We start from the raw sequence: 26,509 nt of genomic DNA on the forward strand, positions 1-26,509 counted from the left end.
GTTTTAGCATTACTTGCCAGCTGCTCGAGGAGAGGCCTAACTCCGTGCGCATTGCACTGCTGTCGTATCGAAGCAAGCCCCACTGTGGCGGGCAGGGTGTGTACGTTCGTCATCTCAGTCGTGAACTGGTCGAACTCGGCCATCAGGTCGAGGTCTTCTCGGGGCAGCCGTACCCTCGGTTGGACCCCGGCGTGACGCTGACAAAGGTGCCCAGCCTCGACCTGTACCGCGAACCCGATCCGTTCAGGACGCCGCACGTGCGAGAGTTGCGCGACGGCGTTGACGTGCTCGAAGTCGTGACGATGTGGACTGCGGGCTTCCCCGAGCCACTCACGTTCAGTCTGCGGGTCGCACGCCTATTGAGGGACCGTGCGGACGAGTTCGACGTGGTGCACGACAATCAGTGTCTCGGATACGGACTGTTGCAAATTCAACGAGCCGGACTGCCAGTGGTGGCAACGATCCACCACCCGATCACCCGTGACCGCGAATTGGACCTCGCGTCGGCCAAATGGTGGCGCAAGATCGCGGTGAGGCGCTGGTACGGCTTCCTGCGAATGCAGAGGCGGGTGGCACGAGCCGTCCCGGCCCTGTTGACGGTTTCGCAAACATCCTCCGAGGACATCAGTGCGGCCTTCGACGTTCCACTGGAGAACCTGCGAACCATCCCCTTGGGAGTCGACACCGAGATCTTCCGTCCGTCGACGTCGGCACGGGTACCGGGCCGCGTGGTCTGTGTAGCCAGCGCCGATATGCCGCTGAAAGGAGTATCGACGCTCCTCGAAGCGGTCGCGAAGGTACACACCGAACGCGCCGTCGAACTCGTGCTGGTCGCCAAGCTCACGCCTGAGGGGCCCACTGCCAAGCTGATCGAGGAATTGGCCATCGGCGATCTTGTCCGCACTGTGTCCGGCATAGACGACACGGAATTAGCCGCGTTGCTGGCCTCGGCAGATGTTGCGTGCGTCCCCTCTTTGTACGAGGGCTTTTCGCTGCCCGCCGTCGAGGCGATGGCGTGCGGCACTCCGTTGGTGGCAAGCCGTGCTGGGGCGATTCCCGAGGTAGTGGGTACTGACGGGAACGCCGGTATCCTGGTCACGCCGGGTGACCCGCAGGAACTCGCGGATGTGCTCGGTGCTTTGCTCGACGACCCGCAGCGCAGATCGGAACTAGGGGCGGCAGGCCGTCGGCGAGTGCTGGAGCGCTATAGCTGGGCGGCTGTGGCGGCGATGACGGCGCAGACATATGTCGGCGCGATTGCGCAGGCTCGTGAAGGAGATCGATCGTGCTGACAGTGGACTTCGCCCGCCTCGGTGTCAGGCCCGGCGACAAGGTGATCGACATCGGAGCGGGTGCAGGCCGACATTCATTCGAGCTGTATCGACTCGGCGCCGATGTCATCGCCTTCGACCAGAACGCCGACGAGCTGGCCGACGTCGAGAAGATGTTCGTCGCGATGGCCGAGGTCGGCGAAGTTCCGAAGGGAGCCGCTGCCCGTGTCGAGGTCGGTGACGCGCTGAACCTGCCTTATGAGAACGCTAGCTTCGACGTCGTCCTGATCTCCGAAGTCCTCGAACACGTGCCGAGCGACGACCGCGCGATTGCCGAGTTGACGCGCATCCTCAAACCGGGTGGTGTCGCTGCGGTGACGGTCCCGCGCTGGTTGCCGGAGAAGATCTGCTGGGTACTGTCGGACGCTTACCACGAGGTGGAAGGCGGACACGTCAGGATCTATCGTGCGAACGATTTGGCGGAGAAGTTGACGGCCGCAGGCCTGAAGGTTCGGGACCAGGATCATGCACACGCCCTGCATTCTCCGTACTGGTGGCTCAAATGTGCTGTGGGCGTAGATAATGACGACAACCCTCTCACGAAGGCATATCATCAAGTGCTGGTGTGGGACATGATGAAAGCTCCGTGGATCACGCGTACCGCCGAGAAGATCCTCAATCCGGTGGTCGGAAAGAGTGTGGTTTTCTACCTCGAGAAGCCGAGGGACTCGAGAGTGGTGAGGGCGCCGCGGTGACGCGGCGGCCGGTTCCGTCGATCCCGAAGGTGGTGTCGGCGAGCCAGGTCAGCCAGACAGCTAGTTCCATTGCAGCAGTGCAAGAGTCGTCTGGTGCGCTGCCCTGGTTTACGGGTGGGCACACGGATCCGTGGGATCACGTCGAATCTGCCATGGCGTTGACCGTCGCCGGTCTGATCGACGAGGCGGAGGGGGCGTACGAATGGTCGCGGAGAACGCAACGACCCGACGGATCGTGGCCGATGAAGTTTCGCAGCTCGGTAGTCGAGAATCATGATTCCGACAGCAACTTCTGCGCCTATCTGGCGGTGGGGGTGTGGCACCACTATTTGATCACCGACGATGACGATTTCGTCGACAGAATGTGGCCGTCGGTGCGAGCGGGGCTCGATTTCGTCGTCAGCATGCAGACTTCCAGCGGTGAAATCTACTGGGCACGAGGGGAGAACGGTCAGGACTGCCCAGAGGCTCTTCTGACGGGAAACTCCAGTATTCACCACAGCCTGCACTGCGGACTGCTGTTGGCCCGGCTGGTCGAGGACCCACAGCCTGAATGGGAATTCGCCAAATACACTCTGGGCCATGCGATCAGGCGGCATCCAGAGTCGTTCGCCATCAAGGCCGAGTACTCGATGGACTGGTACTATCCGATCCTCGGCGGAGCGGTACGTGGTGAGGCGGCATGGGTTCGCATCGAGTCTCGATGGGACGAATTCGTCGTCAGGGGTATCGGAATCCGCTGTGTGAAGCACCGTCCTTGGGTGACGGGGGCCGAAACGTGCGAGTTGGTGTTGGCGCTCGACGCGATGGGAGAACATTCTCGGGCACTCGAGCAGTTCGCCGCGATGCAACACCTCCGCGACCCGGATGGCTCCTACTGGACGGGCCTCGTCTACAGCGACGGCAAACGATGGCCAGTGGAGCGAACCACGTGGACGGCCGGCGTGATGATCCTTGCCGCAGATGCTCTCTCTCGCGCCACGCCCGGGCACGGAATCTTTCGTGACGCCGCGGTGCCCGTGGGACTACCGGTGGGGTCGGACCGCTGTGGCGACCACTGTCAGATCAGCGGCTCACCCGTCTGACCCTCGACTCGTTCGAGAACTCGCAACGAACCGGTAACTGAGACTTCTTTGAATTGACCTGTTGCCAAAGCTTGTTCGTAGATCTCGAACGGAGGGCGCCCGCCGTCTGCAGGGTCCGGAAATACGTCGTGGATCAGCAGGGCGCCACCGACTTGGACCCATGGTGCCCAACCCTCGAGATCTGCAGACGCGGCTTCCGACGTGTGCCCGCCGTCGATGAATACGAAGCCGACGGGGTGATGCCACAGGGCCGATACCGTAGACGATCTCCCGAGGATCGCGACCACGTACTCCTCGAGACCTGAATCAGCCATGGTGTGCCGGAACCGGCCCACGGTGTCGAGTAGACCTGTGTGCGGGTCGACCAAGGCAGGATCGTGGTATTCCCAGCCAGGCTGGTGTTCCTCGGATCCGTGATGGTGGTCGATCGTGACAATTCGGGCACCACGAGCCTTCGCTGCGGCCGCGAGATACAGCGTTGAGCGGCCGCAATACGTACCGATCTCGATGCCTGTGTCGCCCTCGCCCAGGTACTGCGTCGCGGCCCGGTGTAGAGCGATGCCTTCGTCCTCTGGCATGAAGCCCGGGGTTGCGTCGGCGAGTTCGAGCAGTTCACGCGTCAGGTGTTCCGTACTCACAGCTAGTGCTCTCGATTCTTTGTACGGTGCCCGCGCGCGAGTTCGTCATCGAGTCGAGGCGTCCCCCGAGACGGCGACTGCAGTAGGGCGAGATCGGGGTCAGGCGGGAGCGCGGACGACGAGGACGGTTCCCGGAAACTCGGCCGCGAACTCTCGACGACTGTGTTTCACCGCTGCGGTACCGTAGCCCTTCTTCCGGAAGTCGGGGTCGATCCAGATGGCGACGTCCACCTCATGCCCGGTCAGTTCCCCGAAAACCAGTCCCACACCTCTGTTCTCCGCGGTGTCCTCGCAGACGAACCACGCCGCCGACTCATCATCGACACGGCCCAATCCCGCTGTGCGCTCCTTCTCGATTCGATCCTCGGACCACTGGGCACCCACGTCGTCGACCTGCTCGGCGCAGCGGCGCCGGAACAGCGCGGTGTCCGCCTCGCTCCCTGAGAACGGACGTAGGCGGACTTGCCGGCCCGTACTTGCGGGTCGCTCGGCTGCCGTCCATTCCAGCGTGGAGTCGAGGTCGTCGAGTTCTGACTGGGTGCGGCGTCGTTCGACCTTGGTCAGGCGGCGGAACGTCAGATTGAGGACGGCTTCGGCGTAAGCCTCGGACGTGTCGAGCAATCCGGCGACACTCGCTACAGCCTCGGCGTGGTCCTCGCTGTCGACTACTGCGTCGAGAACTTCGTGGCGCAGCTCGAACGCGCGCAGCAGCGCCGCGGTGAGCTCTCGACGATCGTGTGCTCGATCCTGAACTTCGGTACTCATGATTGAAATTCCTCGCGCTCGGCCGTGGTGCAAGTTGCGTATGTGTCCATACTGCAAGATGTTCGCGGCCGCGGCACCCCTTACTCGGCGGTACCTAAGATCTAGCGAGGATCGCAGATGACCACTGGAATCGTGCGGTCCGTCCAGGACTGGTAGCTGTCGAACTCGGGGTACATGTCGACCAGTTGCGGCCACAGGCGAGCGCGTTCATCCGGTGCCGCGACGCGTGCGGTCATCGGACGAACCTGTGATCGCACCTGGATGGTTACCTCAGGGTTCGCGCGAAGGTTGAGAAACCACATCGGGTGCTTCGGCGAACCACCCTGTGAGGCGACGAGGACTATGCGGTCGCCGTCCTCGAGGAACAACAAGGGACTGAGCCGCGGCTCACCGCTCTTGCGGCCGGTCGTGGTGAGGAGACAGACGGGCAGCCCGCGGGGGAAGGCGCTGCCGAACCGAAATTTGGTACCCAGCCGTCCGCCGGTTCGCAGGTACAGCGCGACGTTGATCTTCGACATCCACTTGATGAGGGTGCCCGACCACTTCGGGTTCAGGACGAACGGTCTGCGGGCTGCGCGAGTCGGGGATTCCACGGTCGTCAGCCTAGACCCTCTCGATGATGGTGCCGGTCGCAAGTGCTCCGCCTGCGCACATCGTGATCAGCGCTGTCGACCCGTCGGTGCGCTCGAGCTCGTGCAACGCGGTAGTGATGAGTCGAGACCCGGTGCTACCCACGGGATGTCCCAGTGCGAGCGCGCCGCCGTTGACGTTGACCTTGCTCATGTCAGGGTCGTGTACCGACGCCCACGACAGGGGCACCGAGGCGAACGCTTCGTTCACCTCGAACAGGTCGAGGTCGCCGATCTTCATCCCGCTGCGTTCGAGAACTCGCGCGGTCGCCTGGACCGGTCCATCGAGGTGGAACTCCGTTTCCGATCCGACGAGGGCCTGGGATACGATCCGCGCCCTCGGCTTCAGCCCGAGCTTCCGTGCCTTGTCCTCATCCATCAACATGACCGCCGCCGCTCCGTCGGAGATCTGTGACGAGGTTCCTGCAGTGTGGATGCCACCGTCGAGAACCGGCGCCAGTCTCGCCAGTGACTCCGCTGTGGTGTCGCGAAGACCCTGATCGCGATCGACAACCCGTGTCTCGCCGGTGTGGTTGCCTTCCTTGTCCACGACCGGTGCGGTCACCTTCAGGACCTCGCGGTCGAATCGGCCCTCGTCCCAAGCCTGCTTGGCGAGGCCCTGCGACCGCACTCCGAACGCCTCGACGTCTGCACGGGTAATCCCTCGGCGACGAGCGATGCGTTCGGCGGCTTCGAACTGATTGGGCAGGTCGATGTCCCAGTCGGCGGGCCGACGCGGCCCGGCGTTCTCCCCGACGTTCGCGCCGAGCGGTACCTGGCTCATCGCTTCTATGCCACATGCGATTCCGATGTCGATTGCGTCCGTGGCGATCAGGCCGGCCACCAGGTGGTTGGCTTGCTGCGCCGAACCGCACTGGCAGTCGATCGTGGTCGCGCCGACCTGCCAGGGCAAGCCGGCATGCAGCCATGCGGTGCGGGTGATGTTGTTCGATTGCGCACCGGCCTGGGTGACGCAGCCACCGATCACCTGCTCCACCGCTGAGGGGTCGACCCCGGAGCGGTCGAGGATTCCGCGTTGGGCCGCGCCTAGGATCTCGGCAGCGTGCAATCCGGACAGCCACCCGCCGCGCTTTCCGATCGGGGTGCGTACAGCCTCGACGATTACTGGTGTGCCCACTGGCAGGGCTCCTTTCCTTGTTCTCAGAAACTAGAACAGGTTCAGTCGCACTTGCAAGGTCTGAATGACGTTCCCTTTGCTAGTCGCCTAGCTTGTGATTCAATGCTATTAGAACGTGTTCCATATTACTTGAGTGTGTATGGCTTCAGGGCAGGAGACAGCAGTGGCGCAGCCCAATCTTCCAGAGGGTTTCGACTTCACGGATCCGGACATCTACGCAGAGCGTATTCCCTACAAGGAATTCGCTGAGCTGCGAAAGACCGCGCCGATTTGGTGGAACCCGCAGCCGCCGGAGATCGGCGGATTTCATGACGACGGCTTCTGGGTCGTGAGCAAGCTCGAGGATGTCAAGGAGGTGTCGCGGCGCAGCGACGTCTTCTCGTCGAACGAGAACACCGTGATCGTCCGCTTCGCCGACGACATTGAGCGCGAAGCCATCGATATGCAGCGTGACCATATCCTTATCAACAAGGACGCACCGGAGCACACCAAGCTCCGCAAGCTCATCTCCCGCGGTTTCACCCCCCGAGCGATCAACAGCCTGCGCGAAGAACTCACCGAGCGCGCGGAGAAGATCGTGAAGGCAGCGGCGGAGGCGGGGGCCGGCGACTTCGTCACGCAGGTGGCATGTGAGCTTCCGCTGCAGGCGATTGCGGAACTGTTGGGTGTTCCGCAAGAGGATCGTCTCAAGGTCTTTGACTGGTCGAATCAGATGACGGGGTACGACGATCCCGAATTGGATATCGATCCGCAGGCAGCCTCGATGGAAATTCTCGGCTATGCCTATCAGATGGCCGAAGCACGCAAGAAGTGCCCGGCGGACGACATCGTCACGACACTGATCGAGGCGGACATAGATGGAAACGAACTTTCTCCGGAGGAGTTCGGGTTCTTCGTCATTCTGCTCGCCGTGGCGGGTAACGAGACCACGCGCAATGCCATCACGCACGGCATGATCGCCTTCCTCGACAACCCCGAACAGTGGGAGCTGTACAAGAAAGAGCGTCCGGCCACCGCCGCCGACGAGATCGTCCGGTGGGCCACCCCGGTTACCTCGTTCCAGCGGACCGCCCTCGAGGACTACGAACTCGGGGGAGTGCAGATCAAGAAGGGGCAACGGGTCCTCATGCTGTACGGCTCCGCCAACTTCGACGAAGACGCCTTCGATCATCCCGAGAAGTTCGACATCATGCGGGAAGACAACCAGCATGTCGGCTTCGGCGGGACTGGTGCGCACTACTGCGTGGGGGCGAATCTTGCCCGGCTCGAGATCGACTTGATCTTCAATGCGATCGCTGATCATCTGCCCGACATCAGTAAACTGGGCGATCCGCGACGACTGCGGTCCGGATGGCTCAACGGAATCAAGGAGTTTCAGGTCGACTACAAGACCGGTTCGGGTGGTTGCCCGGTCGCTCACTGACACCGCGATTCGCTCACTGACACCACAATCGAGTACGGCCCCGATCCTGCCAGGATCGGGGCCGTACTTGCACCGTCATCGAACGTGACTGTTCGTCGACTTGGCTGCCTCACACTTGGCGCAGCGTCTTCATTGCCCGGTCAACCTCCCAGAACGCACGCAGGGAGATGATCTTTCCGTCCTCGTTCACCCGATAGATGAACACGCCCTCGGCGTCGATCTGCGCGCCTGCGATCGTGGATCGGACCGTTCCGATGTTCACGTTCTCGTTTCCGCACACCAGCGAATCATCGATGAGAAATTCGAGTGACTCCGTGGTCCCGATCGTCAGATCGTAGAACCGGGAGATCGCCTCGATACCGTGGTGCCCCTTACCCTCCGGGTCGAAAGCGGAAGGGCCTACAGGATCTTCCACGCACGCGTCCTCGGCGAAGAGCGCCAGCCATTCCGCCTTGCGCTTGCCTGCGGCCGCCTCTCGGGAAGCCTGTCCCGCGAGACGAGCGGGATGGTCGGTAGTCGTCATTTCCACACCCCCTATTCGATGTACTTGTCGGCGAACTTTCGTAGCGATTCCTGCTTGGCCTCCAGTGGGCCGTCGAAGCCGATGCCGTCGAAGATCCAGGGGACGACGATCGTGTCGGTCACCCCGGCATCGGCTAGTTGCGAATAACCGTCCTTACCGAAACGGTCTACGCAGACGGCCTGGATCTCGAAGGGTTGGCCGGCTCGACCGTACTTCTCACGAAGCTCGCCCAGGCGGGAAATGATCTGAACGAGATCGTCGAACTTGATCATCGCGGACGTCCATCCATCGCCGACGCGGGCGGCCCTGCGCAGTGCCACGTCCGTGTGCCCGCCGACGTAGAACGGCACCGGACTGGTCGGCGCAGGACTCATCTGCAAGCGATCGAAGTCGAAGAACTCACCGTGATACTCGACCATTCCGCCGTCGAGGATCAGTTTGATGACTTCGATCATTTCGTCGACGCGGGCCCCTCGGTTCTTGTAAGGCACTCCGCACCACTCAAATTCTTCAGGTGCCCAGCCGATTCCGACGCCAAATCCGAAGCGATTGCCGATGAGGTTGGCCACCGACCCCACCTGGCGCGCCAGGAGGACCGGGTTGCGCGACCCCAACTTGAGTACCTGAGTGTAGAACCTGATCTTCGACGTCACCGCACCTAGCGCCGCCGCCGCGATCAGTGGATCAACCCACGGGGTTTCCTCGTTCCACATTCGAGAGCCATCGGGGGTGTAAGGGTAGGCGGCGCTCTGCTTCTCCATGAAGAACAGCGAGTCGGGCAGCGCGATCGACGAGTAACCGCATTCCTCGGCAGTTTGCACCAGAGCAGGCAACTGATCGAGGGGATTCATGGCGATGCCAACCGTGAACTTCATGTTCGTACCCCCTGTTAGTTGTTCGGCCGGTCGGAGCCGACCACCCACATCGAGAAGTACTGCGAACCGCCGCCATAGGCATGACCGAAGGCTTTGCGTGCGTTCTTAACCTGATGATCCCCGGCGCGGTGCATCACCTGCATCGCCGCTTCGGCGAAGCGAATCATGCCCGACGCACCGATGGGGTTGGACGACAGGACACCACCGGATGGGTTGACCGGAAGTCTGCCACCAATGGCTGTTTCGCCTGCCTCGGTCAGCTTCCAGCCTTCTCCCTCCGGCATGAAGCCGAGGTTCTCGAGCCACATCGGCTCGAACCAGGAAAAGGGGACGTAGATTTCGGCTGCGTCGATTTCCTCGAGCGGATCAACGATGCCTGCGTCCTTCCACAGTGCGGCGGCGGCGTCACGGCCTGCCTGTGGATTTACCTGGTCGCGTCCAGCGAACGTGGTGGGCTCGGTGCGCAGTGCGGTGGCGTGGATCCATGCGACTTCCCGGCCCTGTGCCGTCACCTCCGACGCGGCCTCCTCGTTGCCGATCACCATCGCACAGGCACCGTCCGATGACGGGCAGGTCTCGTCGTAGCGGATCGGGTCCCACAACATCTGTGAGGCCTGTACGGATTCAAAGGTGATGTCGGGTTGCTGCAGGTGGGCATAGGGGTTGAGGCTGCCGTTGAGTCGGTCTTTCACCGCCACCATCGCGCCGATGTGTTCGGGCGCGCCGGAGCGTCGGATGTACGAGCGGACGTGTGGTGCGAAGTATCCACCCGCGCCGGCACCTACCGGCATGTTGAACGGGATGGGAATCGACAACGCCCACATAGCATTCGACTCGGACTGTTTCTCCCAGGCCGCCGTCAGTACGCGCTTGTGCACACCGGCCTTGACGAGGCTGGACGCGACGACCGCCGTCGATCCACCCACCGAGCCCGCCGTGTGCACGCGCAGGAGAGGTTTGCCGTTCGCGCCCAGAGCGTCGGACATCGCGAGTTCGGGCATCATCGAACCCTCGAACAGATCGGGAGCCTTGCCGATCACCACGGCGTCGATGTCGTCCCAGCCAACCCGCGCATCCTCCATTGCGCGGTCGATCGCTTCACGTACGAGACCGGACATGGATACGTCCTGGCGCTTCGCCACATAGCGGGTCTGACCGGTGCCGAGCACCGCGGCCAATTGCCCTTTTCGGGCCGGACGAGAAGTAGTGTTGTCGGACATCAGTTCCGCCCCTCCAAGACTGCGACCAAATTCTGCTGCAGCACAGCGCCACTGGTAGCGTGCGCCAACGCTCGTCCGGCGTCGCCGTCCATGATGGCCTTGGCTGCGTAACCTATGCGTTCGAGACCTGCGGCGAACATCGGATTCCCACTCAGTGGGCCACCCGACGGGTTGATCGTCGTCGCATCGGTGAGTCCGATTGCCTCACGCAAGATCAGTTCCTGATGGGTGAAGGGTCCGTGTAGTTCCGCGACGTCGAAGCCGCCGAGGTCGCCTCCTGTCGCGGCTCGCGCGGCAGTGGCCGTCGACGGTGAGACCGTGAGGTCGCGGGCCCCGAAATTGGGGGAGTCGATCCGGTGGTCGATCCCGGTGATCCACGCCGGACGCTCGCAAAGTTGCCGGGCGCGATCGCCCGATGCGAGCACGATCGCTGCCGCCCCGTCCGTAATCGGTGCACAGTCGTGCGCGCGAAGGGGGTCGGCAAGGAAAGGGGTGGCGAGCAGAGTTTCGATATCCACCTGTCCCGACAATTGTGTGTTCGGATTCGTCTCTGCGGCCGCCCTGCTTCGTACGGCCACCGCGGCCATGTCTTCGGCCGTCCATTTACCCGACTCGAGTCCGAGTCGGGCTTGTAGTCCGGCGATGGACACCGAGTCGAGTCCGAGTGGCGTCACCAGATAGGGGTCGAGTTGCATCGACAGGGTCCTGCGAAGGTTGCCCGCCGAGGACTTTCCGAAGCCGTAGACCAGCGCGGTATCGACCTCGCCGGTCATGATCTTGATCCAGGCCTCGTAGAGGGCCCATGCGGCATCCATCTCGACGTGCGATTCGTTGATCGGTGGCACCGCGCCGATGGAATCGACGGCGGAGATGAACGAGAATGCTCTGCCTGCCAGGTAGTCCGATGATCCAGAGCACCAGAACCCGATGTCGGACTTCGTGATTCCGAGTTCTTCGTAGAGCTTCTGGAAACAGGGGACCAGCATCTCGACGCCGTTGGTGGTGCCGGTGGTCTCGCGCACGTGCGGTGCGTGCGCGAATCCGACGACTGCGATATCTGTCATTGTGTCGCGCCCCTACAGGTGGTGTTTGAAGGTTTCGTAGTCGGCGTCGGGCTCGCCCGTCGGCCTGAAGTATTCGATGTTTTCTAGGGTGTAGCCCCACTCCTCGCGAGGTTTCCACTTGGCTTCCACGCGCATGCCCATCCGAACGTCTGCGGCGTCGCACTCGAGGATCAGGTGCAAGAACGCGATGTCCGCACCGTCGAGCAGCACGTAGGCGGCCACGTACGGGGGCTTGATCCGCTGTCCGAGGAAGGGGACGTTGACGATGCAGAACGTGGTGACAATGCCTCTGTCCGGCAATTCCACCTGTTCCTTGGTCGGGATGCCGTCGGTGGGGCTAGCGCTCCGCGGCGGGATGTACACCTTTCCGCCAGGTCCGGTGCGGCCTCCGATCAGCTTCCCCTCCTTCAGGCCTCGGAGGTAGAAACTCTCCTCCGCGGAGGCCGAATGCCGGTAGTCGAGGTCGACTGGCGTCGTGATCATCGTGACCGGCTCGGTGGCTCCGGCGGCCGCGTGCTCTCCGGTCGATTCACCCGGTTCGAAGCACACGATGTCCTGGATGCGTCCGACACGCTCCTCGGCCCATCTCGCGCGCACCCTCATTCCCGTCCTCATCCTGGCGGGAGAGCCGACGTCCACCGCATGCAGGAGTGAGGTGTCGGCGCCATCCAGCATGATCAGGGCCCAGGCGAACGGAGTGCTGAGGGGCTGACCGGGAAAGGGTTCCGGCATCCACGTCCAGCTCACCACGGTCCCGGCATCGGAGACCTCGACGAAATCGGTGAGGGGTTCGGCTGTGTGCGCGTCGAATTCGGGCGGTGGTACGTAGATGCGCCCGTCCGATCCACGGGCGCCGATGACCCTGCGGTCACGGAGCGCAGTCACGAAGGCTCCGATCGTCGGCCCCACCGATCGCGTGTAGTCGAACTGAAGTCTCAGCGGTGCGCTCAATGGTGCATTCGAGAACTTTTCTGTCACGGCACTCTTTCCCAGGCTCACAACTTCGAGTAGAACAGGTTCTAGTGTTTGTGGCAAGAGCCACTTCTGACGATGGACGAGACGGAGGCATTTGATGAAGCTCGGGTTGCAACTGGGGTACTGGGGAGCGCAACCGCCGGCCAACGCGCCGGAGTTGATTGCCGCCGCCGAAGCAGAAGGGTTCGACGCAATCTTCGCGGCGGAATCATGGGGTTCGGACGCGTTCACCCCGCTCGCCTGGTGGGGGTCGAGCACCGAACGGGTCAGACTTGGCACGTCGGTCGTCCAGATCTCCGCGCGAACGCCCACAAGTGCCGCGATGCACGCACTCACGCTCGATCACCTCAGCGGCGGCCGGGCCATCCTCGGGCTCGGTGTGTCGGGGCCGCAGGTGGTCGAAGGGTGGTATGGGCAGCCGTTCCAGAAACCCCTCGCACGCACGCGCGAATACGTCTCGATCATCCGCAAGGTACTGGCCCGGCAGGAGCCGGTGACCAACGACGGTCCGCACTTCCCGCTGCCGTATACCGGCCCCGGTAGCACCGGCCTGGGTAAGCCCCTGAAGCCGATCACCCATCCGCTACGCGACGATATCCCGATCTGGCTCGGTGCAGAAGGTCCCAAGAACGTGGCCCTGACCGCCGAGATCGCCGACGGTTGGCTCGCCATCTACTACACCCCGCGCCTGGCCCCGATGTACAACGAGTGGCTCGACGAGGGTTTCGCGCGAGCGGGTGCACGTCGTAGCCGGGAGGACTTCGAAGTGGCCGCCACCTGCCAGGTGATCGTCACCGACGACCGCGCCGCCGCCGTGGCCGGACTCAAGCCCATCACCGCTCTCTACGTGGGTGGGATGGGCGCCCCCGAACTCAACTTCCACGCGCAGGTCTACACACGCATGGGTTATGGCGAACAGGTCGAGGAAATCGGCCGGCTCTTCCGCGCCGGCCGCAAGGAAGAAGCCGCCGCCGTCGTTCCGGACGAAATGGTCACCGAGACCATGATCATCGGCAATCTCGACGAAGTCCGCGCCGACGTGAAGCGCTGGGCCGACGCCGGGGTCACCATGCTTCTCGTCACCTGCCACGACGCCGACCACGTCCGGCAGCTGTCGTCGGCTGTTCTCGGCTGACCCCTCGCACCGCCGGTGATCACCAGCCGCCCGGCGAATGTACCTTGCGACCAGCGGCCCGTTGGATGTCGGTCAGAAAGATCGTTAGTGGTCCGAGGCTTTCTGAACTAGGGGAGATTGAGTTGTCCGCAGCAGAATAGCCGCAGGTATAACGTCAGCTGCCGAAGATCGAGCCGAGGGAGCCGAGGGATCCGGTTGCGGACGCTTCGACGGTGACCGTTGCTGTGAGGCGGACGGGGGCACCGACACCGTTGTCGGCGGTGAGAGTGAACGTGTAACTGCCTGCGGCGGTGGGTGTTCCGGACAGGGTCGGAACACCTGTGGCGGGATCGTTCGCGAACGTCATTCCGGGCGGAAGCTTCGCCGGGTCGACGACGGTGACAACAGGGTCCGGTGTCCCGGTGGCGGTGAAGGTGCGGGTGAGACTAGTTCCGACGGTGCCGGTCAATGCGACGGGTGTAGTGTCGACGAACGTTGGATCGACAAGATCAGGGATGGTAGGCGCCGGGACGGTCGCAAAGGTCGCGCCGCAGCAGCGCTCGAGAGCCATCCACCAGCCCTCACCGCTAGCAGGGCGCTCGAATACCACACCATTGACCTCCACCACCTCGGTGAGACGGGCCGCTATGCCGGATGAGGGGTTCCATCCCGCGAGACGGACCCAATCGCCCTCGCTGAGGTCTGTGCGCACGACGGTGTGACACCACATGCCCTTGCCCTGGGTGTTGGAGACGTCACCGGCTTCGACCCACGTGTCGAACGTGACGTTCGAAATCCACTGTCCGTGCCAGGTGTCCTCGGGCGCGTTTTCTCTCGGCTTGCCCTCATTCACCTGGAAAGCGATGGTGTTTCCGTCCTTCGCGTCTGAGCAGAACCGAGCGTGGTAGGAGACTGTGGTGTCGGCGGAGGCGGTACCGGCTCCGCCGGCGAGTGCTATGGCTGCGGTCGCAGCAAGGAGAGCGGCGACGATACGGCCACGTCGTGTGCGGCGCAGTGGATCAGGTGTTGTCACGGTTGGTGTGCCTTTCCAGCAGAATCCGCAGGGGTACGGAGCGGCCACGGGAAGCAACCACGAGAATGGAACATAGCGGACACTCGCCTCGAGTATTGAGTTCGGTGGCGATTGGTCGCGGTAGCGCCTGTCTCGGAATCGAACGGTTTCGAGGACATCCTCGACTCTGGCTTGTCGGAAGTGGTACACCTCGAGGCCGTTCAGTCAGCGCCTACAGGGTGCGGTATTCGCGGATGTGGGGGCGGGGGTCGTCGAGTCTGATTCCGAGGGTGGGGAATTGGGTGGCTATCTGTCGGTCGGTCAGGGGTGGGGTGACGGCGACATCGGCGTAGCCGCGGTCGGCGCCGTTGCCCCAGGTGGCGGGGTCGTTGACGGCCGAGACGCCGGATCGTGTGCGCTCGAGTTGCACATGACTCGAGTTACACATGAGAAGTCCTCACTGCTTCGGCGCCAGATGCCGGTCGAGCGAGTCGATGTCCAGGGAACGCCACCTAATCGATCCCGCAGTCCGTCGGTGAATGTACCTGTCGGCGCATCAAAGGCGCCGACAGGTACATTCACCCGCTAGTGTTTCTTGGATGCTTTTTCGGTCTCGTGTTGGACTGGGAGGGCTTTCGCCGGTACGGTCCCTCTGCCCCGGCTGATCAGCCACCCGACGACAGCGGCGGCCGGGAACATCACGATGCCGTACACGGCAGCGGGTACTGCGATATCGACGCTGGACAGGACACTGATCGAGATGGCGATGGCGAGTGCACTGTTATGGATACCGATCTCCATCGAGCACGCGATCGCCTGCCGTTTGTCTGCGCCGAGAAGCTTCGGAATCCAGTAGCCCACAGCAAGGCTCACGAGGCAGAACAGGATCGTGACCGCCCCGACGTCGGCTAGGTAACTCCCCACGTTCTCCCGCTCTGCGGCTATGGTGCCGACGATGACGAGCGCCAGCACGAGGGCCGATGCGATTCGCACGGGACGGTCCATGCGCCTTGCGAAGTCGACGCGATTGGCGCGTACCAGCATGCCGATCACGACCGGGACCAGCACGATCGCAAACACCTGCAGCACCTTCGTGAACTCGAGGCCCATGGTTCCGGTTGTGGAAGGTTCGAAGTACCCCAGAGCGAGGTTCGCGATCACCGGCAGGGTCACGACCGCGATCACCGAGTTCACCGCGGTAAGAGTTATGTTCAGCGCCACGTCACCTCGGTAGAGGTGACTGAAGAGGTTCGCCGTGGTGCCGCCGGGCGAGGCGGCGAGCACCATCATGCCGACCGCGAGCAGCGGTGGCAGATCGAACAGCAGCACCAAGCCGAACGCGACCACGGGCAGAATCAGCAACTGGCAAGCCAGAGCGATTGTCACGACGCGGGGATGCCTTGCGACGCGGGCGAAATCGGCGACTGTCAGCGACAGCCCGAGTCCGAACATGATGATCGCCAGCGCCGCCGGTAGGGCAACAGTGGCCAGGGGTGAATCCAAGTCGATCGCCGTCCTCGTGTGGGGGTGTCTCGCGCACGCTAGCGGGACCGGAACGCTCGTGTGGTCGATTCGCCGGAATTCACCACGCCTACCCTGCGAGGCGAACTCGCCCCAGCCGTGCGCGATCCCCCAGTGCTACCGCCCTTCGAACTTCGGCGTGCGCTTTTCGGCGAAGGCGCGTGGGCCTTCCTTCGCGTCGGCACTCTTGAAGACTTCAGCACCGAGGGCGGCATCGATCCGGAAGGCCTCTTCCTCGTGCATGGCTTCGGTGTCGCGAATGGTCTTCAGGATCGCTTGAACCGCGATGGGGCCATTGGCGGCGATGAGGTCGGCGATCTCGAGGGCCTTGTCGAGCGCCTGCCCGTCCGGGACGACGTGCCCGATCAGGCCGATCTCCTTTGCCTCGGGTGCCTTGATGTGACGGCCTGTGAGCAGGATGTCGGCTGCGACCGTGTACGGAATCTGCCGGACGAGACGCACTGCTGATCCACCGAGGGGGAAAAGTCCCCACTTGGCCTCGGAGACGCCGAATTTGGCGCTCTCGCCGGCGACGCGGATATCGGTGCCTTGGAGGATCTCTGTGCCGCCTGCAATCGCAGGACCCTCCACGGCGGCGATGAGCGGCTTGGTTAGGCGTCGGCCCTTGAGGAGTGCCTCGATCTTGGACAGGTCCCAACCGCCACCGGAGAAGGAATCGCCTGGATGTTGCGTGGTCATGGCTTTGAGATCCGCTCCCGCACAGAAAGCTCCACCCGCACCGGTGAGGATGGCGACTCGGATGTCCGGGTCGGAGTCGACCTGATCCCACGCGTCCCGCATGATCGCCATCATCTCTCCGGACAGCGCATTCTTCGCCTCGGGGCGGTTCATCGTGACGATCAGAACGTGCCCGCGCTTCTCGACGAGGCAGTGCGGCGACTGCGCAGCAGTATCGGACTTTTCGGTCGTTGTGGAGGGCACTGAAATCTCCCGAAGATTGTGTGAGCTGGATCTCGAATTGGGTCTTGCCAGAGACGGTAACACGTTCTACTTTGTTGCTGTGGCCCTAAACATCGCAGACCTCGTAGAGCACACAATCGACCTCGTTCCCGACCGAGTCGCGCTGCTGTCCGGCGACCGCGAGGTGACGTATGCGCAGTTGGAGGAGAGGGCCAATCGCCTCGGCCACTACCTGCGTGAACACGGCGTTCGGCCCGGGGACAAAGTAGGCATCTACTGCCGCAACACCATCGAAGCGATCGAAGCGATGGTTGCGGTCTTCAAGATCCGCGCGGTAATGATCAACGTCAACTACCGCTACGTCGAGAACGAGTTGCAATACATCTTCGACAACTCGGACATGGTTGCGCTCATCCACGAGCGTCGATACTCCGACAAGGTGGCGGCAGTACTGCCCAAGACGCCCCTGCTGAAGACCACCATAGTCATCGAGGATGGCACCGACCTCGAGTTCGACGGGGTCGAATACGAGGCTGCGTTGGCGGAGGCGTCGCCCGACCGTGATTTCGAAGAACGCAGCAACGACGACCTGTACATGCTCTACACCGGCGGAACCACAGGGAAGCCCAAGGGCGTCATGTGGCGTCAGGAGGATGTCTGGCGAGTGCTCGGCGGCGGCATCAACTTCCTCACCGGCGAATACGTCCAGGACGAGTGGGAACTAGCCAAGACTGGCGCTGAGAACCCCAGCATGATCCGATTCCCGATTCCGCCGATGATCCACGGTGGCAGTCAGTGGGCAGTGTTTCACAGCCTGTTCGGCGGCGGTACGTGCGTCATGAATCCGGAGTTCGACGGTCACGGCGTGTGGCAGACCATCGACAAGTACAAGGTCAACCTCATTTTCATCACGGGTGATGCGATGGCGCGCCCCATGCTCGATGCACTGCTCGAGGGCAACAAGGAGACCGGCGAGCCGTACGATTTGTCGTCGCTGTACGTGATGGCGAGTTCGGCGGCGCTGTTCTCGCCGAGCATCAGGGAGAAGTACCTCGAACTGCTGCCCAACCGGATGATCACCGACTCCATCGGTGCATCCGAGACTGGCTTCGGCGGCCTCGCTGTGGTCACCAAGGGTGAGTCGCACGGAGGCGGTCCGACTGTGAAGATCGACGCGTCCACTTCCGTTCTCGACGAGGACGGAAACCCGGTGGAACCGGGTTCAGGGGTGGTCGGGGTCCTCGCGCGGAGGGGGCACATCCCGATCGGCTACTACAAGGACGAAGAGAAGAGCAGGGCCACATTCAAGGAATTCAACGGGATCCGCTACGCCATTCCCGGTGACTTCGCACGGGTGGAGGCGGATGGCACCGTCACGATGCTGGGTCGCGGTTCGGTGTCGATCAACAGCGGCGGCGAAAAGATCTACCCCGAAGAAGTCGAAGGTGCCCTGAAGTCGCACCCCGACGTCTTCGATGTTCTGGTCGTCGGGGTCCCCGACGACCGGTTCGGTCAGCGAGTCGCCGCGGTGGTTCAGGCACGCGAAGGTGCCCGGCCGAGCCTGCAGGAGATCGCCGCTGCGGCGCGCAAGGAGATTGCCGGATACAAGGTTCCACGCAGTCTGTGGTTCGTCGACGAGATCAAGCGTTCGCCGGCGGGCAAACCCGACTACCGCTGGGCCAAGGAACAGACGGAGGTCCGTCCGGCCGACGACCATAACGGTAGCGGTGAGCCCGAGCCAAGCACGCAGGGTCGGGGCGAGTAGATGCACACATCGTTGAGCGAGAAGTTCGGCATCGAGTACCCGATCTTCGGGTTTACGCCGTCCGAACATGTAGCCGCAGCGATTTCCCGAGCCGGCGGCCTGGGCGTCCTGGGGTGCGTCCGCTTCAACGATCCCGGTGAACTCGAAGAGGTTCTCACCTGGATGGACGAGAATACCGACGGCAAACCTTACGGCGTCGACGTCGTGATGCCCGCGAAGGTCCCGACCGAGGGCACGCCGTCGGATCTCGATTCCCTGATCCCGCCCGAGCACCGAGCGTTTGTCGACCGGACGCTCACGGAACTGGGTGTACCGCCACTGGATTCGGGCATCGAACACGCGGAGGGTGTACTCGGTTGGCTGCACTCGGTGGCGCGCTCACATGTGGATGTGGCGCTGGGTCACCGCATCGCGCTGATCGCCAATGCTCTCGGATCCCCGCCGAAGGACGTGATCGACCGCGTTCACGAGAAGGGCGTGCCGGTGGCGGCGCTTGCCGGGGCGGTCGAGCATGCGCGCAGGCACGTCGAGAAGGGTGTCGACATCGTCATCGCGCAGGGTTACGAGGCCGGTGGACACACTGGTGAGATTGCATCGATGGTGCTTGTTCCCGAGATCGTCGATGCGATTGGCGATTCCGCAGCAGTCCTCGCAGCCGGGGGAATCGGGAGTGGGCGTCAGGTGGCGGCGGCGTTGTCACTGGGTGCTTCCGGTGTGTGGATGGGGTCGTATTGGCTCACCACGTCCGAGTACAAGCTAGGCGGTGCGTCGCCCGAGGGCCCGTCCGCCGTCCAGCAGGCATTCCTCCGCGCCACGTCCTCGGACACGGTGCGGTCGCGGATCTACACTGGCAAACCTGCCCGGCTGCTCAAGACCAAGTGGACAGAGGCCTGGTCGAAGCCGGACGCACCGGCACCACTGCCCATGCCCCTGCAGAACCTCTTGGTCAGCGAGGCGCATCAACGGATCGCTGCCTCCGAGGACCCGGATGTGGTGGCGATGCCGGTGGGTCAAATCGTCGGCAGGATGAACGAGATCCGTCCGGTGGCCGAAGTGATGGACGAACTCGTCGCGGGCTTCGACTCGGCGGTCTCTCGCCTCGACGGCTTCAGGGACCGCAGTCACATAGGGGAGTAACGACCGTCGTCGCGAATCCAGACAGGATCGCTGCAACCCTCCGCCTCGGCGCTCAACACTCGGGTGAGAACCTTGAATGTCGCGGTCCGTGGAAACTCGGTACACACCCGGATCAGGCTCGGGCGTTGCTTGGGCCCCAGATCGGACTGCGCATCCAAGAAATCGGCAAAGGCGAGGGGATCGAACTCGCGGGTCGGGACGACTGCCGCCATCACGCGATCTCCGACCTCGTCGTCGGCTACCGCGTACACCGCTACCTGGGCGAATCCGTCGTAACGCTGCAGGATGCGCTCGATGGGGGCGGAACCGATGTTCTCGCCATCGACTCGCAGCCAGCCAGAACTGCGTCCGGCGAAGTAGACGAATCCATCTGCGTCCCGGTAGGCCAGGTCGCCGCTCCAATACATGCCGGCGCGGACCCGTTCGGCATCGGCCTCAGGGTCGTTGTAGTAGCCGGCGAACGCCCCTGGGCCGACAGTGTTGACAAGTTCCCCTGTCGCAGCTTCTGCGTTGACCAAGCGGCCGAATTCGTCGAATTCTGCTGGGGGGCAGGGCTGCCCGGTCTCGGTGTTCAGTATCGCGATTCCATCCGGAAGCCTTCCCAGAGAACCCGAGGGCGCTCCGGGCGTGGAGGAAATGGCGATGCCACCCTCCGTGGAGCCGAACCCGTCGACCACCGCAGTCCCGAACCGGCGCGAGAACGCGGACACGGCGTGGGCAGACCCCTCGTTGCCGTACATCAACCGGAGGGTGTTCTCAGCGTCGTCCGGCAACTCGGGAGTAGCCAGCACGTACGACAGCGGCTTGCCGACATAGTTGGCATACGTAACGCCGTACTTGCGGACGTCGCTGAGGAAGTTCGACGCTGAGAACTTGCGCCGCAACGCGATCGAGCTGTGCCCTGCCAGTGCGACGGACCACGCTGCCATCATGGCGTTGGAATGGAACATCGGCATCGACATGTACACGACGTCTTCAGGTGACAACCCGAAGCGCTCCGCAAGCATGACCCCGGGACCGGCGATCTTCGCGTGAGTGCAGCGAACCGCTTTCGGATCACCGCTCGTGCCCGACGTGAAGATGAGCATGAACAGGTCGTCCGGGTCTGCTGTCCGAGGGGTGAATTCGGTGCGCTCCTCTGCGAGCAAGGCCGACCACCGCGCCGAATCCACATCGATGACCGGCACAGCGAGATCGAGTCCCTCCAGTAGCCCTGAGCTTCCGCGTTCGGTGAAAATCACCTGGCAATCGGCGACTTCGATGTCGCGCGCCAGCGCTTCCCCCCGTCGGGTGGTGTTGAGACCCACCAGCACGACGCCGGAGAGCGCTGCCGCGGCCGCGAGGAGTGAGAACTCCGGAACGTTGTCCATCAGCACGCCGAAGTGCGGAGGCTTGTTCGCATCGAGCAGATCCTCGAGAATCGCTGCACGCCGCGCGCTCGACCGCACGTGATCGGACCACGACAAGAAGTGGTCTTCGAAGTGCAATCCGTGCTCGTCGTCGTTGGCGACGTCCAATAGTAGATCCGTCACCGTGGGCGCGAGCACCGCCGTCATGAGGGGACGGTGGCCAATTCGGTACCGAGGGTTCGCAGTTGCGCAGTGGCCGAACCCAATCGGAACTCGAGGGCCTTGGCTGCCAGGAAGTATCGGTGCACGGGATGGTCTTCGTCGAGTCCCACACCGCCGTGGACGTGGATGACGGTATGAGAGACCCGGTGCCCTGCATCGGAGGCCCAGAATTTGGCGGTTTGGACGTCTCCCTCGCCCGTCAGTCCCTCGCTGAGCCGCCATGCGGCCTGCCACAACGTGAGCCGGACACCCTTGACGTCTATGTAGGCGTCGGCGAGCCGTTGCGCCACGGCTTGGAAACTACCGATGGGGCGGTCGAACTGCACTCGTTCGCGAGCGTATGCCGCGGTGAGTGTGAGTGCCTGGTCGAGCACTCCGTACTGATACGCGCAGGCTCCGAGCGAACCACGCTCGACGAGCCAGTCGACGATCTCACCGCCTTGCTCGATGGTTCCGAGAAGTCGGTTCTCGTCCACCACAACCCCGTGAAGGGCCAACTCGCCGACGCTGGACAGATCGACGGTCTGCTGGCGGGTGACGGTAACACCTGCATCGTCGGGTCGGACGAGGAAGGCCGCAACACCGTCCGAGGTCGCGGCTGGGACCAGGAACAAATCGGCCGACGGCGCCGCGTCCACGACGACCTTGGTTCCGTCGAGCGTCCACCCCTGCGGACCGCGTTCGGCGCGGGTGGCTGGTGCGCCCGGGGTATCGCACAGCTCTTCGTCGAGCGCGACCGCGAGGATCTTCGTACCCTCTGCTGCCGGCGCTCCCCATTCGGAACGCTGCTGCTCGGTGCCGAATTTCGCGATGGCACCCGCAGCCATGACGATCGTGGAGAGGTAGGGGACCGGTGCAACCGCGCGTCCGAGTTCGATGAGGATGCTGCACTGTTCGAGCACGCCGAACCCGTCGCCGCCTACGGACTCCGGGAGCGCCGCACTGAGAATGCCGGACGCCCCCAGCGCTGACCAGAGACGACGATCGAGCCGGTCTTCCGCGGCGTCGAGTTCGCGCAGCCGATCGTTTGTGACGAGTTCTCCGACGATGCCGCGAGTGAGCCCGGCCAGGTCCTGCTGGGCCTCGGTGTGGGTGAAATCCATGGTCGTATGTCCTAACGCTTGGCTGGGGGGAGGCCGAGGGCGGTCATGCCGATGATGTCGCGTTGCACCTCGTTGGTTCCGCCGCCGAAAGTGAGGATCAGCGACGAGCGATGCATCCGTTCGAGGCGTCCGCGCAACAAGACGCCGGGAGAGTTTTGGCGCAGTGTGGCCGAAGGCCCGAGGATCTCCATTAGGAGCCGGTATGCCTCGGTGGCGAATTCGGTGCCGAACACCTTGTTGGCGGACGCGGCTTCGCGACCGGGAGCGTGATCTGTGGTCGAGCCGTCCGCCGAAGTGCCGGAAGCGATCTCCCAGTTCATCAACTTCAGGTACTCGGCCTTGGCATGAACCCGGGCCAGGTTGATCTGGACCCACTCCTGGTCGATGACCCGGCGACCGTCGGGCAACTTGGTGTTCTGCGCCCATTCGCGCACTTCGTGCAAGGCGGTCAGGACCGGTCCAGCGGACGTCAGCGCGACGCGTTCGTGGTTGAGCTGATTGGTGATCAGAGCCCAGCCGCCGTTCTCGGGGCCCACGAGCGCCGTCGAGGGAACGCGCACGTCTTGATAGTAGGTGGCGCTCGTGTCCGGGCCTGCCATCGTGTGGACCGGGGTATACGAGAAGCCTTCCGCTGTCGTCGGAACGATCAGAACGCTGATTCCCTTGTGCTTCTTGGCTTCGGGGTCGGTGCGGCAGGCCAGCCATACGTAGTCGGCGTAGGCGATCAGGCTGGTCCACATCTTCTGGCCGTTGATGATGTACTCGTCGCCGTCCTTGACGGCGGTGGTTCGGAGTCCGGCGAGGTCGGTCCCCGCTTCCGGTTCGGAGTAGCCGATGGAGAAGTGCAGTTCACCGGCAGAGATCTTGGGCAGGAAGAAGGACTTCTGTTCGGGGGTACCGAAGTGCATGATCGTCGGCGCGACCGAGTTGATGGTGAGGAAGGGGACGGGCGCGCCCGCGATGGCTGCTTCGTCGGTGAAGATCAGTTGCTCCATCGCCGAACGCTCCTGGCCGCCATACTCCCTGGGCCATCCGAGGGTCAGCCAGCCGTCCTTGCCCATCTGGGCGACGACGTCGCGGTAGACATTGCCCGCGCCGTATTCTCCGGTCGTGGCGGCCAGGGCTTCTCGACGCTCCGGCGTCATCAGCTTCGCGAAATACGCGCGCAGTTCTTCCCTCAGCTGTTGTTGCTGCGGCGTGTACGTGATGTGCATCGAAATACCTCTCCGGTCGAGAGCTGGAATCAGCAAAATCTGGCACAGGTTCCAGTCACTGCGTCGCAATGGCGGAATCGGTCCCGCCCCGGTTCCGAAGCGAGTCAGGTGGACCGCTCGCAGTCGTGAAACGAATCATTGCACACGACTGGAACAGGTTCTAGTGTAATTGGAGGAACGCTGTATGCCACACATCGGTTGCGCACGCGGCTGTCAATGACGCGACAAAGAGAAGAGGGAATCAAAAATGGAGGTCAGAGTCGATTTCGACCGCTGCGAGGCCAATGGTGTCTGTGTAGGGATCGCGCCGGATATCTTCGAGCTCGACGACGACGAGCAGCTGCACATCACGAGTCCTGTTCCCCCCGCTGACCGGGAAGATGACGTGCGCATGGCGATCGCCCAGTGCCCGAGGGCCGCTCTCACGGAGCATCCCTGACCACTGTTGCCCGGAATGAGAACACGTTCTACAGTTGTTGCGACCTGCCGTTCAGGCGGGTTCCCGACATGCGTCGAGTGCGCGGAACCAGGAGAACGTGTTCATGAATGGTGTGACTGATCGCGATGTGAACCTGGACGGCAAGGTGGGCGTCGTGACCGGCGCCGGATCCGGCCTCGGAAAGTTCGAGGCGATCGAACTTGCACGCGCGGGCGCGAGCATCGTAGTCAACGATCTGGCCGCCGGCGACGCTGTGGAGGAGACCCTCGAGGAGATCCGGAGACTGGGCGCGAAGGTCGAATTCGTGGCCGGTGACATTGGCGAACGGTCCACCGCGGATGCGATCATGGAGGCCGCACACGACCGCCTCGGCGGCCTCGACATCCTCGTGAACAATGCCGGCATCACTCGGGATCGCATGCTGTTCAACATGTCCGACGAAGATTGGGACATGGTGCTCAAGGTTCATCTGCGCGGCCACTTTCTACTGTGCCGGTCCGCGGCGGCATTTTGGCGGGGCAAATCGAAGGAGGCGGGGGCGCCGGTATACGGCCGGATCATCAACACGTCCTCGGAGGCGGGCCTGCTGGGTCCGGAGGGGCAGGCCAACTACGGCGCGGCCAAGGCCGGAATCACGGCATTGACGCTGTCGGCTGCCCGCGGGTTGTCCCGCTACGGCGTCCGCGCCAACGCGATTTGCCCGCGCGCCCGCACATCGATGACCGAGAAGGTATTCGGTGAGGCGCCCGCCGAAGGGGTCGATCCATTGTCGCCGGATCACGTCGCCACCCTTGTCGCATTCCTCGCATCGCCTGCGGCGGACACCGTCAACGGGCAGGTCTTCGTTGTGTATGGCCCGATGGTGGCGCTGATGGCGGCACCAGTCGTGGAGCAACGCTTCGATGCGGCGGACGGGCAGTGGACGCCCGAGGCGCTCGCGGCCGAACTCGGCAGCTATTTCGACGATCGTGATCCGTCCACCATGTTCTCGGCTTCCGCAGCTCTACGTGAGCTAGGTTGATCTGACTCTCCGGGGTGGATCGCGACACGAAGTCGGCAATCCGCACAGCCTTCGCGGGCGATGCGCTCCGGATGGCAGATAATGACGGCAAGCAGACAGCGGCTCGGAGGGGGGTCAGCAGGCCGCCTGTCGGAGTGCGTCGAAGGTGTGCCGGCATCGATCAGAACGTGTTCTATTTTTTGCCTGAAATCGTCGGTACTCGTCGGTCGTGAGGCACCTCGTCGATAGTCCGATATTCGCCCCGAAGCGCGCACTATTTGTCGGTGCCGATTTTCCGGTGCGTGGCTGGTACTACCGATGAATATCGATCAATATGTCTGCGCTATATCATATTTAGGATATTGGTCCGAAGTCGTTCACCATCAAACTACTGCTCGTTTGTCGGATTTATACAAGGTGATATCCGGCCGAATCCGCTTCGTTGATCGGATGATTCTTGTTGATGCGTGACCATCTTTTGACAGGTAAACACGTTCTCATTAATATGATCCGAATCACAAGCCGTGGAGGCTTGTGCAACAGTCTGCGCCAGGCGCGATCGTGAAACGAGGAGGGGCGGATGGTGGACCTCCTCGAGGTGCCGCTACGTGCGGTCGGCGGGTTCTTCATGATGTCGGGCGAAACGTTGAAGGCAGTCTTCTCGAGACCCTTCCAGCGCCGCGAGTTCATCGACCAGGCCTGGTTCATCGCCCGGGTCTCGATGGTGCCCACGGTGTTGGTCGCCATTCCCTTCACCGTCCTGGTGAGTTTCACGATCAACATCCTGCTCCGCGAGATCGGCGCTGCAGACCTCAGCGGCGCCGGTGCCGCACTCGGAACGGTGACTCAGGTCGGTCCTATCGTCACCGTGCTGATCGTGGCCGGTGCCGGCGCGACCGCGATATGCGCGGATCTTTCCGCCCGCACGATCCGCGAAGAAATCGACGCAATGCGAGTGCTGGGTATCAATCCGATCCAACGACTGGTCGTGCCCCGGGTGTTGGCCTCGACCGGGGTGGCGCTCCTACTCAACGGCCTTGTCTGCACGATCGGTATTTTGGGCGGCTTCGTCTTCTCGGTCTACATCCAGGACGTCAATCCGGGCGCATTCGTCAACGGCATCACTTTGCTCACCGGATTCGGTGAGCTCATGATCTCGGAAATCAAAGCAGGCCTGTTCGGCATGATCGCCGGTCTCGTTGCCTCCTACCTGGGCTTGAACGTCAAGGGCGGCGCGAAGAGTGTCGGTGACGCCGTCAACCAGACGGTCGTGTTCTCGTTCATGGCATTGTTCGTGGTCAACGTTCTCGTCACTGCCGTCGGCATCAAGCTGACGAGCGGGTGACGGATA

Annotated in this window: 26 protein-coding genes; 10 read left to right on the plus strand and 16 right to left on the minus strand. The window is 63.0% G+C overall.

Features of this window, described 5'->3' with window-relative positions; genetic code table 11:
• The first annotated feature begins 44 nt into the window (after positions 1 to 44).
• From AB0I57_RS13385 to AB0I57_RS13395, 3 genes are read left to right on the plus strand one after another with little or no spacing between them, the layout of a single operon-like run.
• On the plus strand, positions 45 to 1,292 hold the full coding sequence (locus AB0I57_RS13385; RefSeq protein WP_358335578.1) for a glycosyltransferase family 4 protein: 1,248 nt from the start codon (positions 45 to 47) through the stop codon (positions 1,290 to 1,292).
• Positions 1,286 to 2,026, plus strand: coding sequence for a class I SAM-dependent methyltransferase (locus AB0I57_RS13390; protein ID WP_358335581.1), 741 nt, complete (start codon positions 1,286 to 1,288; stop codon positions 2,024 to 2,026). The genes AB0I57_RS13385 and AB0I57_RS13390 overlap by 7 nt, the downstream gene beginning before the upstream one ends.
• Positions 2,023 to 3,111: a prenyltransferase gene (locus tag AB0I57_RS13395; RefSeq protein ID WP_358335584.1), complete on the plus strand. Its 1,089-nt coding sequence runs from the start codon at positions 2,023 to 2,025 to the stop codon at positions 3,109 to 3,111. The genes AB0I57_RS13390 and AB0I57_RS13395 overlap by 4 nt, the downstream gene beginning before the upstream one ends.
• On the opposite strand, the gene AB0I57_RS13400 is transcribed toward AB0I57_RS13395, so the two are convergent.
• The 4 genes from AB0I57_RS13400 to AB0I57_RS13415 form a co-directional block, all read right to left on the minus strand.
• Positions 3,087 to 3,749, minus strand: coding sequence for a class I SAM-dependent methyltransferase (locus AB0I57_RS13400; protein ID WP_358335586.1), 663 nt, complete (start codon positions 3,747 to 3,749; stop codon positions 3,087 to 3,089). The two genes, AB0I57_RS13395 and AB0I57_RS13400, sit on opposite strands and share 25 nt — an antisense overlap.
• Before the next feature lie 99 nt (positions 3,750 to 3,848).
• Positions 3,849 to 4,514, minus strand: coding sequence for a GNAT family N-acetyltransferase (locus AB0I57_RS13405; protein ID WP_358335588.1), 666 nt, complete (start codon positions 4,512 to 4,514; stop codon positions 3,849 to 3,851).
• A gap of 101 nt (positions 4,515 to 4,615) precedes the next feature.
• On the minus strand, positions 4,616 to 5,107 hold the full coding sequence (locus tag AB0I57_RS13410) for a nitroreductase family deazaflavin-dependent oxidoreductase (protein ID WP_358335591.1): 492 nt from the start codon (positions 5,105 to 5,107) through the stop codon (positions 4,616 to 4,618).
• 10 nt (positions 5,108 to 5,117) lie between these two features.
• Entirely contained in the window at positions 5,118 to 6,281 is a 1,164-nt protein-coding gene (locus AB0I57_RS13415) for a steroid 3-ketoacyl-CoA thiolase (protein WP_358335594.1), read from the minus strand.
• Positions 6,282 to 6,444: 163 nt separating this feature from the next.
• Between AB0I57_RS13415 and AB0I57_RS13420 the strand changes: the two genes are divergently transcribed.
• Entirely contained in the window at positions 6,445 to 7,704 is a 1,260-nt protein-coding gene (locus AB0I57_RS13420) for a cytochrome P450 (protein WP_358335597.1), read from the plus strand.
• Positions 7,705 to 7,813: 109 nt separating this feature from the next.
• Here the strand turns inward: AB0I57_RS13420 and AB0I57_RS13425 are convergent, their stop codons facing one another.
• Genes AB0I57_RS13425 through AB0I57_RS13445 form a run of 5 tightly spaced genes read right to left on the minus strand, consistent with a single transcriptional unit; the run spans position 7,814 to position 12,385 of the window.
• The gene (locus AB0I57_RS13425) at positions 7,814 to 8,227 is read right to left on the minus strand and encodes a nuclear transport factor 2 family protein (RefSeq protein WP_358335599.1); all 414 of its coding nucleotides are present in this window, start codon (positions 8,225 to 8,227) and stop codon (positions 7,814 to 7,816) included.
• An 11-nt stretch (positions 8,228 to 8,238) separates the two neighbouring features.
• Entirely contained in the window at positions 8,239 to 9,102 is an 864-nt protein-coding gene (locus tag AB0I57_RS13430; protein WP_358335602.1) for a TIGR03619 family F420-dependent LLM class oxidoreductase, read from the minus strand.
• A gap of 14 nt (positions 9,103 to 9,116) precedes the next feature.
• Complete coding sequence (locus tag AB0I57_RS13435; protein ID WP_358335605.1) at positions 9,117 to 10,322, minus strand: thiolase domain-containing protein; 1,206 nt, start codon at positions 10,320 to 10,322, stop codon at positions 9,117 to 9,119.
• Positions 10,322 to 11,386: a thiolase domain-containing protein gene (locus tag AB0I57_RS13440; protein WP_358335608.1), complete on the minus strand. Its 1,065-nt coding sequence runs from the start codon at positions 11,384 to 11,386 to the stop codon at positions 10,322 to 10,324. Before AB0I57_RS13440 ends, AB0I57_RS13435 begins: the two co-directional genes overlap by 1 nt.
• Before the next feature lie 12 nt (positions 11,387 to 11,398).
• Positions 11,399 to 12,385 carry an OB-fold domain-containing protein gene (locus AB0I57_RS13445; RefSeq protein ID WP_358335610.1) on the minus strand — a complete coding sequence of 329 codons (987 nt, stop codon included), beginning with the start codon at positions 12,383 to 12,385 and terminating at the stop codon, positions 11,399 to 11,401.
• A gap of 73 nt (positions 12,386 to 12,458) precedes the next feature.
• On the opposite strand from AB0I57_RS13445, the gene AB0I57_RS13450 reads away from it, so the two are divergent.
• On the plus strand, positions 12,459 to 13,496 hold the full coding sequence (locus AB0I57_RS13450) for an LLM class F420-dependent oxidoreductase (RefSeq protein ID WP_358335613.1): 1,038 nt from the start codon (positions 12,459 to 12,461) through the stop codon (positions 13,494 to 13,496).
• A gap of 154 nt (positions 13,497 to 13,650) precedes the next feature.
• Here the strand turns inward: AB0I57_RS13450 and AB0I57_RS13455 are convergent, their stop codons facing one another.
• The 4 genes from AB0I57_RS13455 to AB0I57_RS13470 all read right to left on the minus strand — a co-directional run bounded on the left by AB0I57_RS13455 (position 13,651) and on the right by AB0I57_RS13470 (position 16,950).
• A complete protein-coding gene (locus AB0I57_RS13455) occupies positions 13,651 to 14,508 on the minus strand; it encodes an Ig domain-containing protein (protein WP_358335616.1) in 858 nt (285 codons plus the stop codon).
• Between the two features lie 211 nt (positions 14,509 to 14,719).
• Positions 14,720 to 14,935: a hypothetical protein gene (locus AB0I57_RS13460; protein WP_358335619.1), complete on the minus strand. Its 216-nt coding sequence runs from the start codon at positions 14,933 to 14,935 to the stop codon at positions 14,720 to 14,722.
• Between the two features lie 137 nt (positions 14,936 to 15,072).
• On the minus strand, positions 15,073 to 15,990 hold the full coding sequence (locus tag AB0I57_RS13465) for a bile acid:sodium symporter family protein (RefSeq protein ID WP_358335622.1): 918 nt from the start codon (positions 15,988 to 15,990) through the stop codon (positions 15,073 to 15,075).
• A 135-nt stretch (positions 15,991 to 16,125) separates the two neighbouring features.
• Positions 16,126 to 16,950 (minus strand): crotonase/enoyl-CoA hydratase family protein, encoded by an 825-nt coding sequence (locus AB0I57_RS13470; RefSeq protein ID WP_358335625.1) that lies wholly within the window; start codon positions 16,948 to 16,950, stop codon positions 16,126 to 16,128.
• A gap of 79 nt (positions 16,951 to 17,029) precedes the next feature.
• Between AB0I57_RS13470 and AB0I57_RS13475 the strand changes: the two genes are divergently transcribed.
• A complete protein-coding gene (locus tag AB0I57_RS13475) occupies positions 17,030 to 18,694 on the plus strand; it encodes an acyl-CoA synthetase (protein ID WP_358335627.1) in 1,665 nt (554 codons plus the stop codon).
• Entirely contained in the window at positions 18,695 to 19,831 is a 1,137-nt protein-coding gene (locus AB0I57_RS13480) for a nitronate monooxygenase family protein (RefSeq protein WP_358335630.1), read from the plus strand.
• Here AB0I57_RS13480 and AB0I57_RS13485 read toward each other — a convergent pair.
• Genes AB0I57_RS13485 through AB0I57_RS13495 form a run of 3 tightly spaced genes read right to left on the minus strand, consistent with a single transcriptional unit; the run spans position 19,816 to position 23,719 of the window.
• Positions 19,816 to 21,387 carry a long-chain-fatty-acid--CoA ligase gene (locus AB0I57_RS13485; RefSeq protein ID WP_358335633.1) on the minus strand — a complete coding sequence of 524 codons (1,572 nt, stop codon included), beginning with the start codon at positions 21,385 to 21,387 and terminating at the stop codon, positions 19,816 to 19,818. The two genes, AB0I57_RS13480 and AB0I57_RS13485, sit on opposite strands and share 16 nt — an antisense overlap.
• Positions 21,384 to 22,505 (minus strand): acyl-CoA dehydrogenase family protein, encoded by a 1,122-nt coding sequence (locus tag AB0I57_RS13490; RefSeq protein ID WP_358335635.1) that lies wholly within the window; start codon positions 22,503 to 22,505, stop codon positions 21,384 to 21,386. Before AB0I57_RS13490 ends, AB0I57_RS13485 begins: the two co-directional genes overlap by 4 nt.
• An 11-nt stretch (positions 22,506 to 22,516) precedes the next feature.
• Entirely contained in the window at positions 22,517 to 23,719 is a 1,203-nt protein-coding gene (locus AB0I57_RS13495) for an acyl-CoA dehydrogenase family protein (RefSeq protein ID WP_358335638.1), read from the minus strand.
• Between the two features lie 247 nt (positions 23,720 to 23,966).
• On the opposite strand from AB0I57_RS13495, the gene AB0I57_RS13500 reads away from it, so the two are divergent.
• The 3 genes from AB0I57_RS13500 (at position 23,967) to AB0I57_RS13510 (ending at position 26,503) form a co-directional block, all read left to right on the plus strand.
• Positions 23,967 to 24,158 carry a ferredoxin gene (locus tag AB0I57_RS13500; protein ID WP_358335641.1) on the plus strand — a complete coding sequence of 64 codons (192 nt, stop codon included), beginning with the start codon at positions 23,967 to 23,969 and terminating at the stop codon, positions 24,156 to 24,158.
• Positions 24,159 to 24,261: 103 nt separating this feature from the next.
• Complete coding sequence (locus AB0I57_RS13505) at positions 24,262 to 25,179, plus strand: 3-oxoacyl-ACP reductase (RefSeq protein WP_358335645.1); 918 nt, start codon at positions 24,262 to 24,264, stop codon at positions 25,177 to 25,179.
• Positions 25,180 to 25,738: 559 nt separating this feature from the next.
• Positions 25,739 to 26,503, plus strand: coding sequence for an ABC transporter permease (locus AB0I57_RS13510; RefSeq protein WP_358335648.1), 765 nt, complete (start codon positions 25,739 to 25,741; stop codon positions 26,501 to 26,503).
• The last annotated feature ends 6 nt before the right edge of the window (positions 26,504 to 26,509 follow it).

It is taken from the genome of Rhodococcus sp. NPDC049939, from assembly GCF_040656415.1.
Lineage (GTDB): Bacteria > Actinomycetota > Actinomycetes > Mycobacteriales > Mycobacteriaceae > Rhodococcus_F.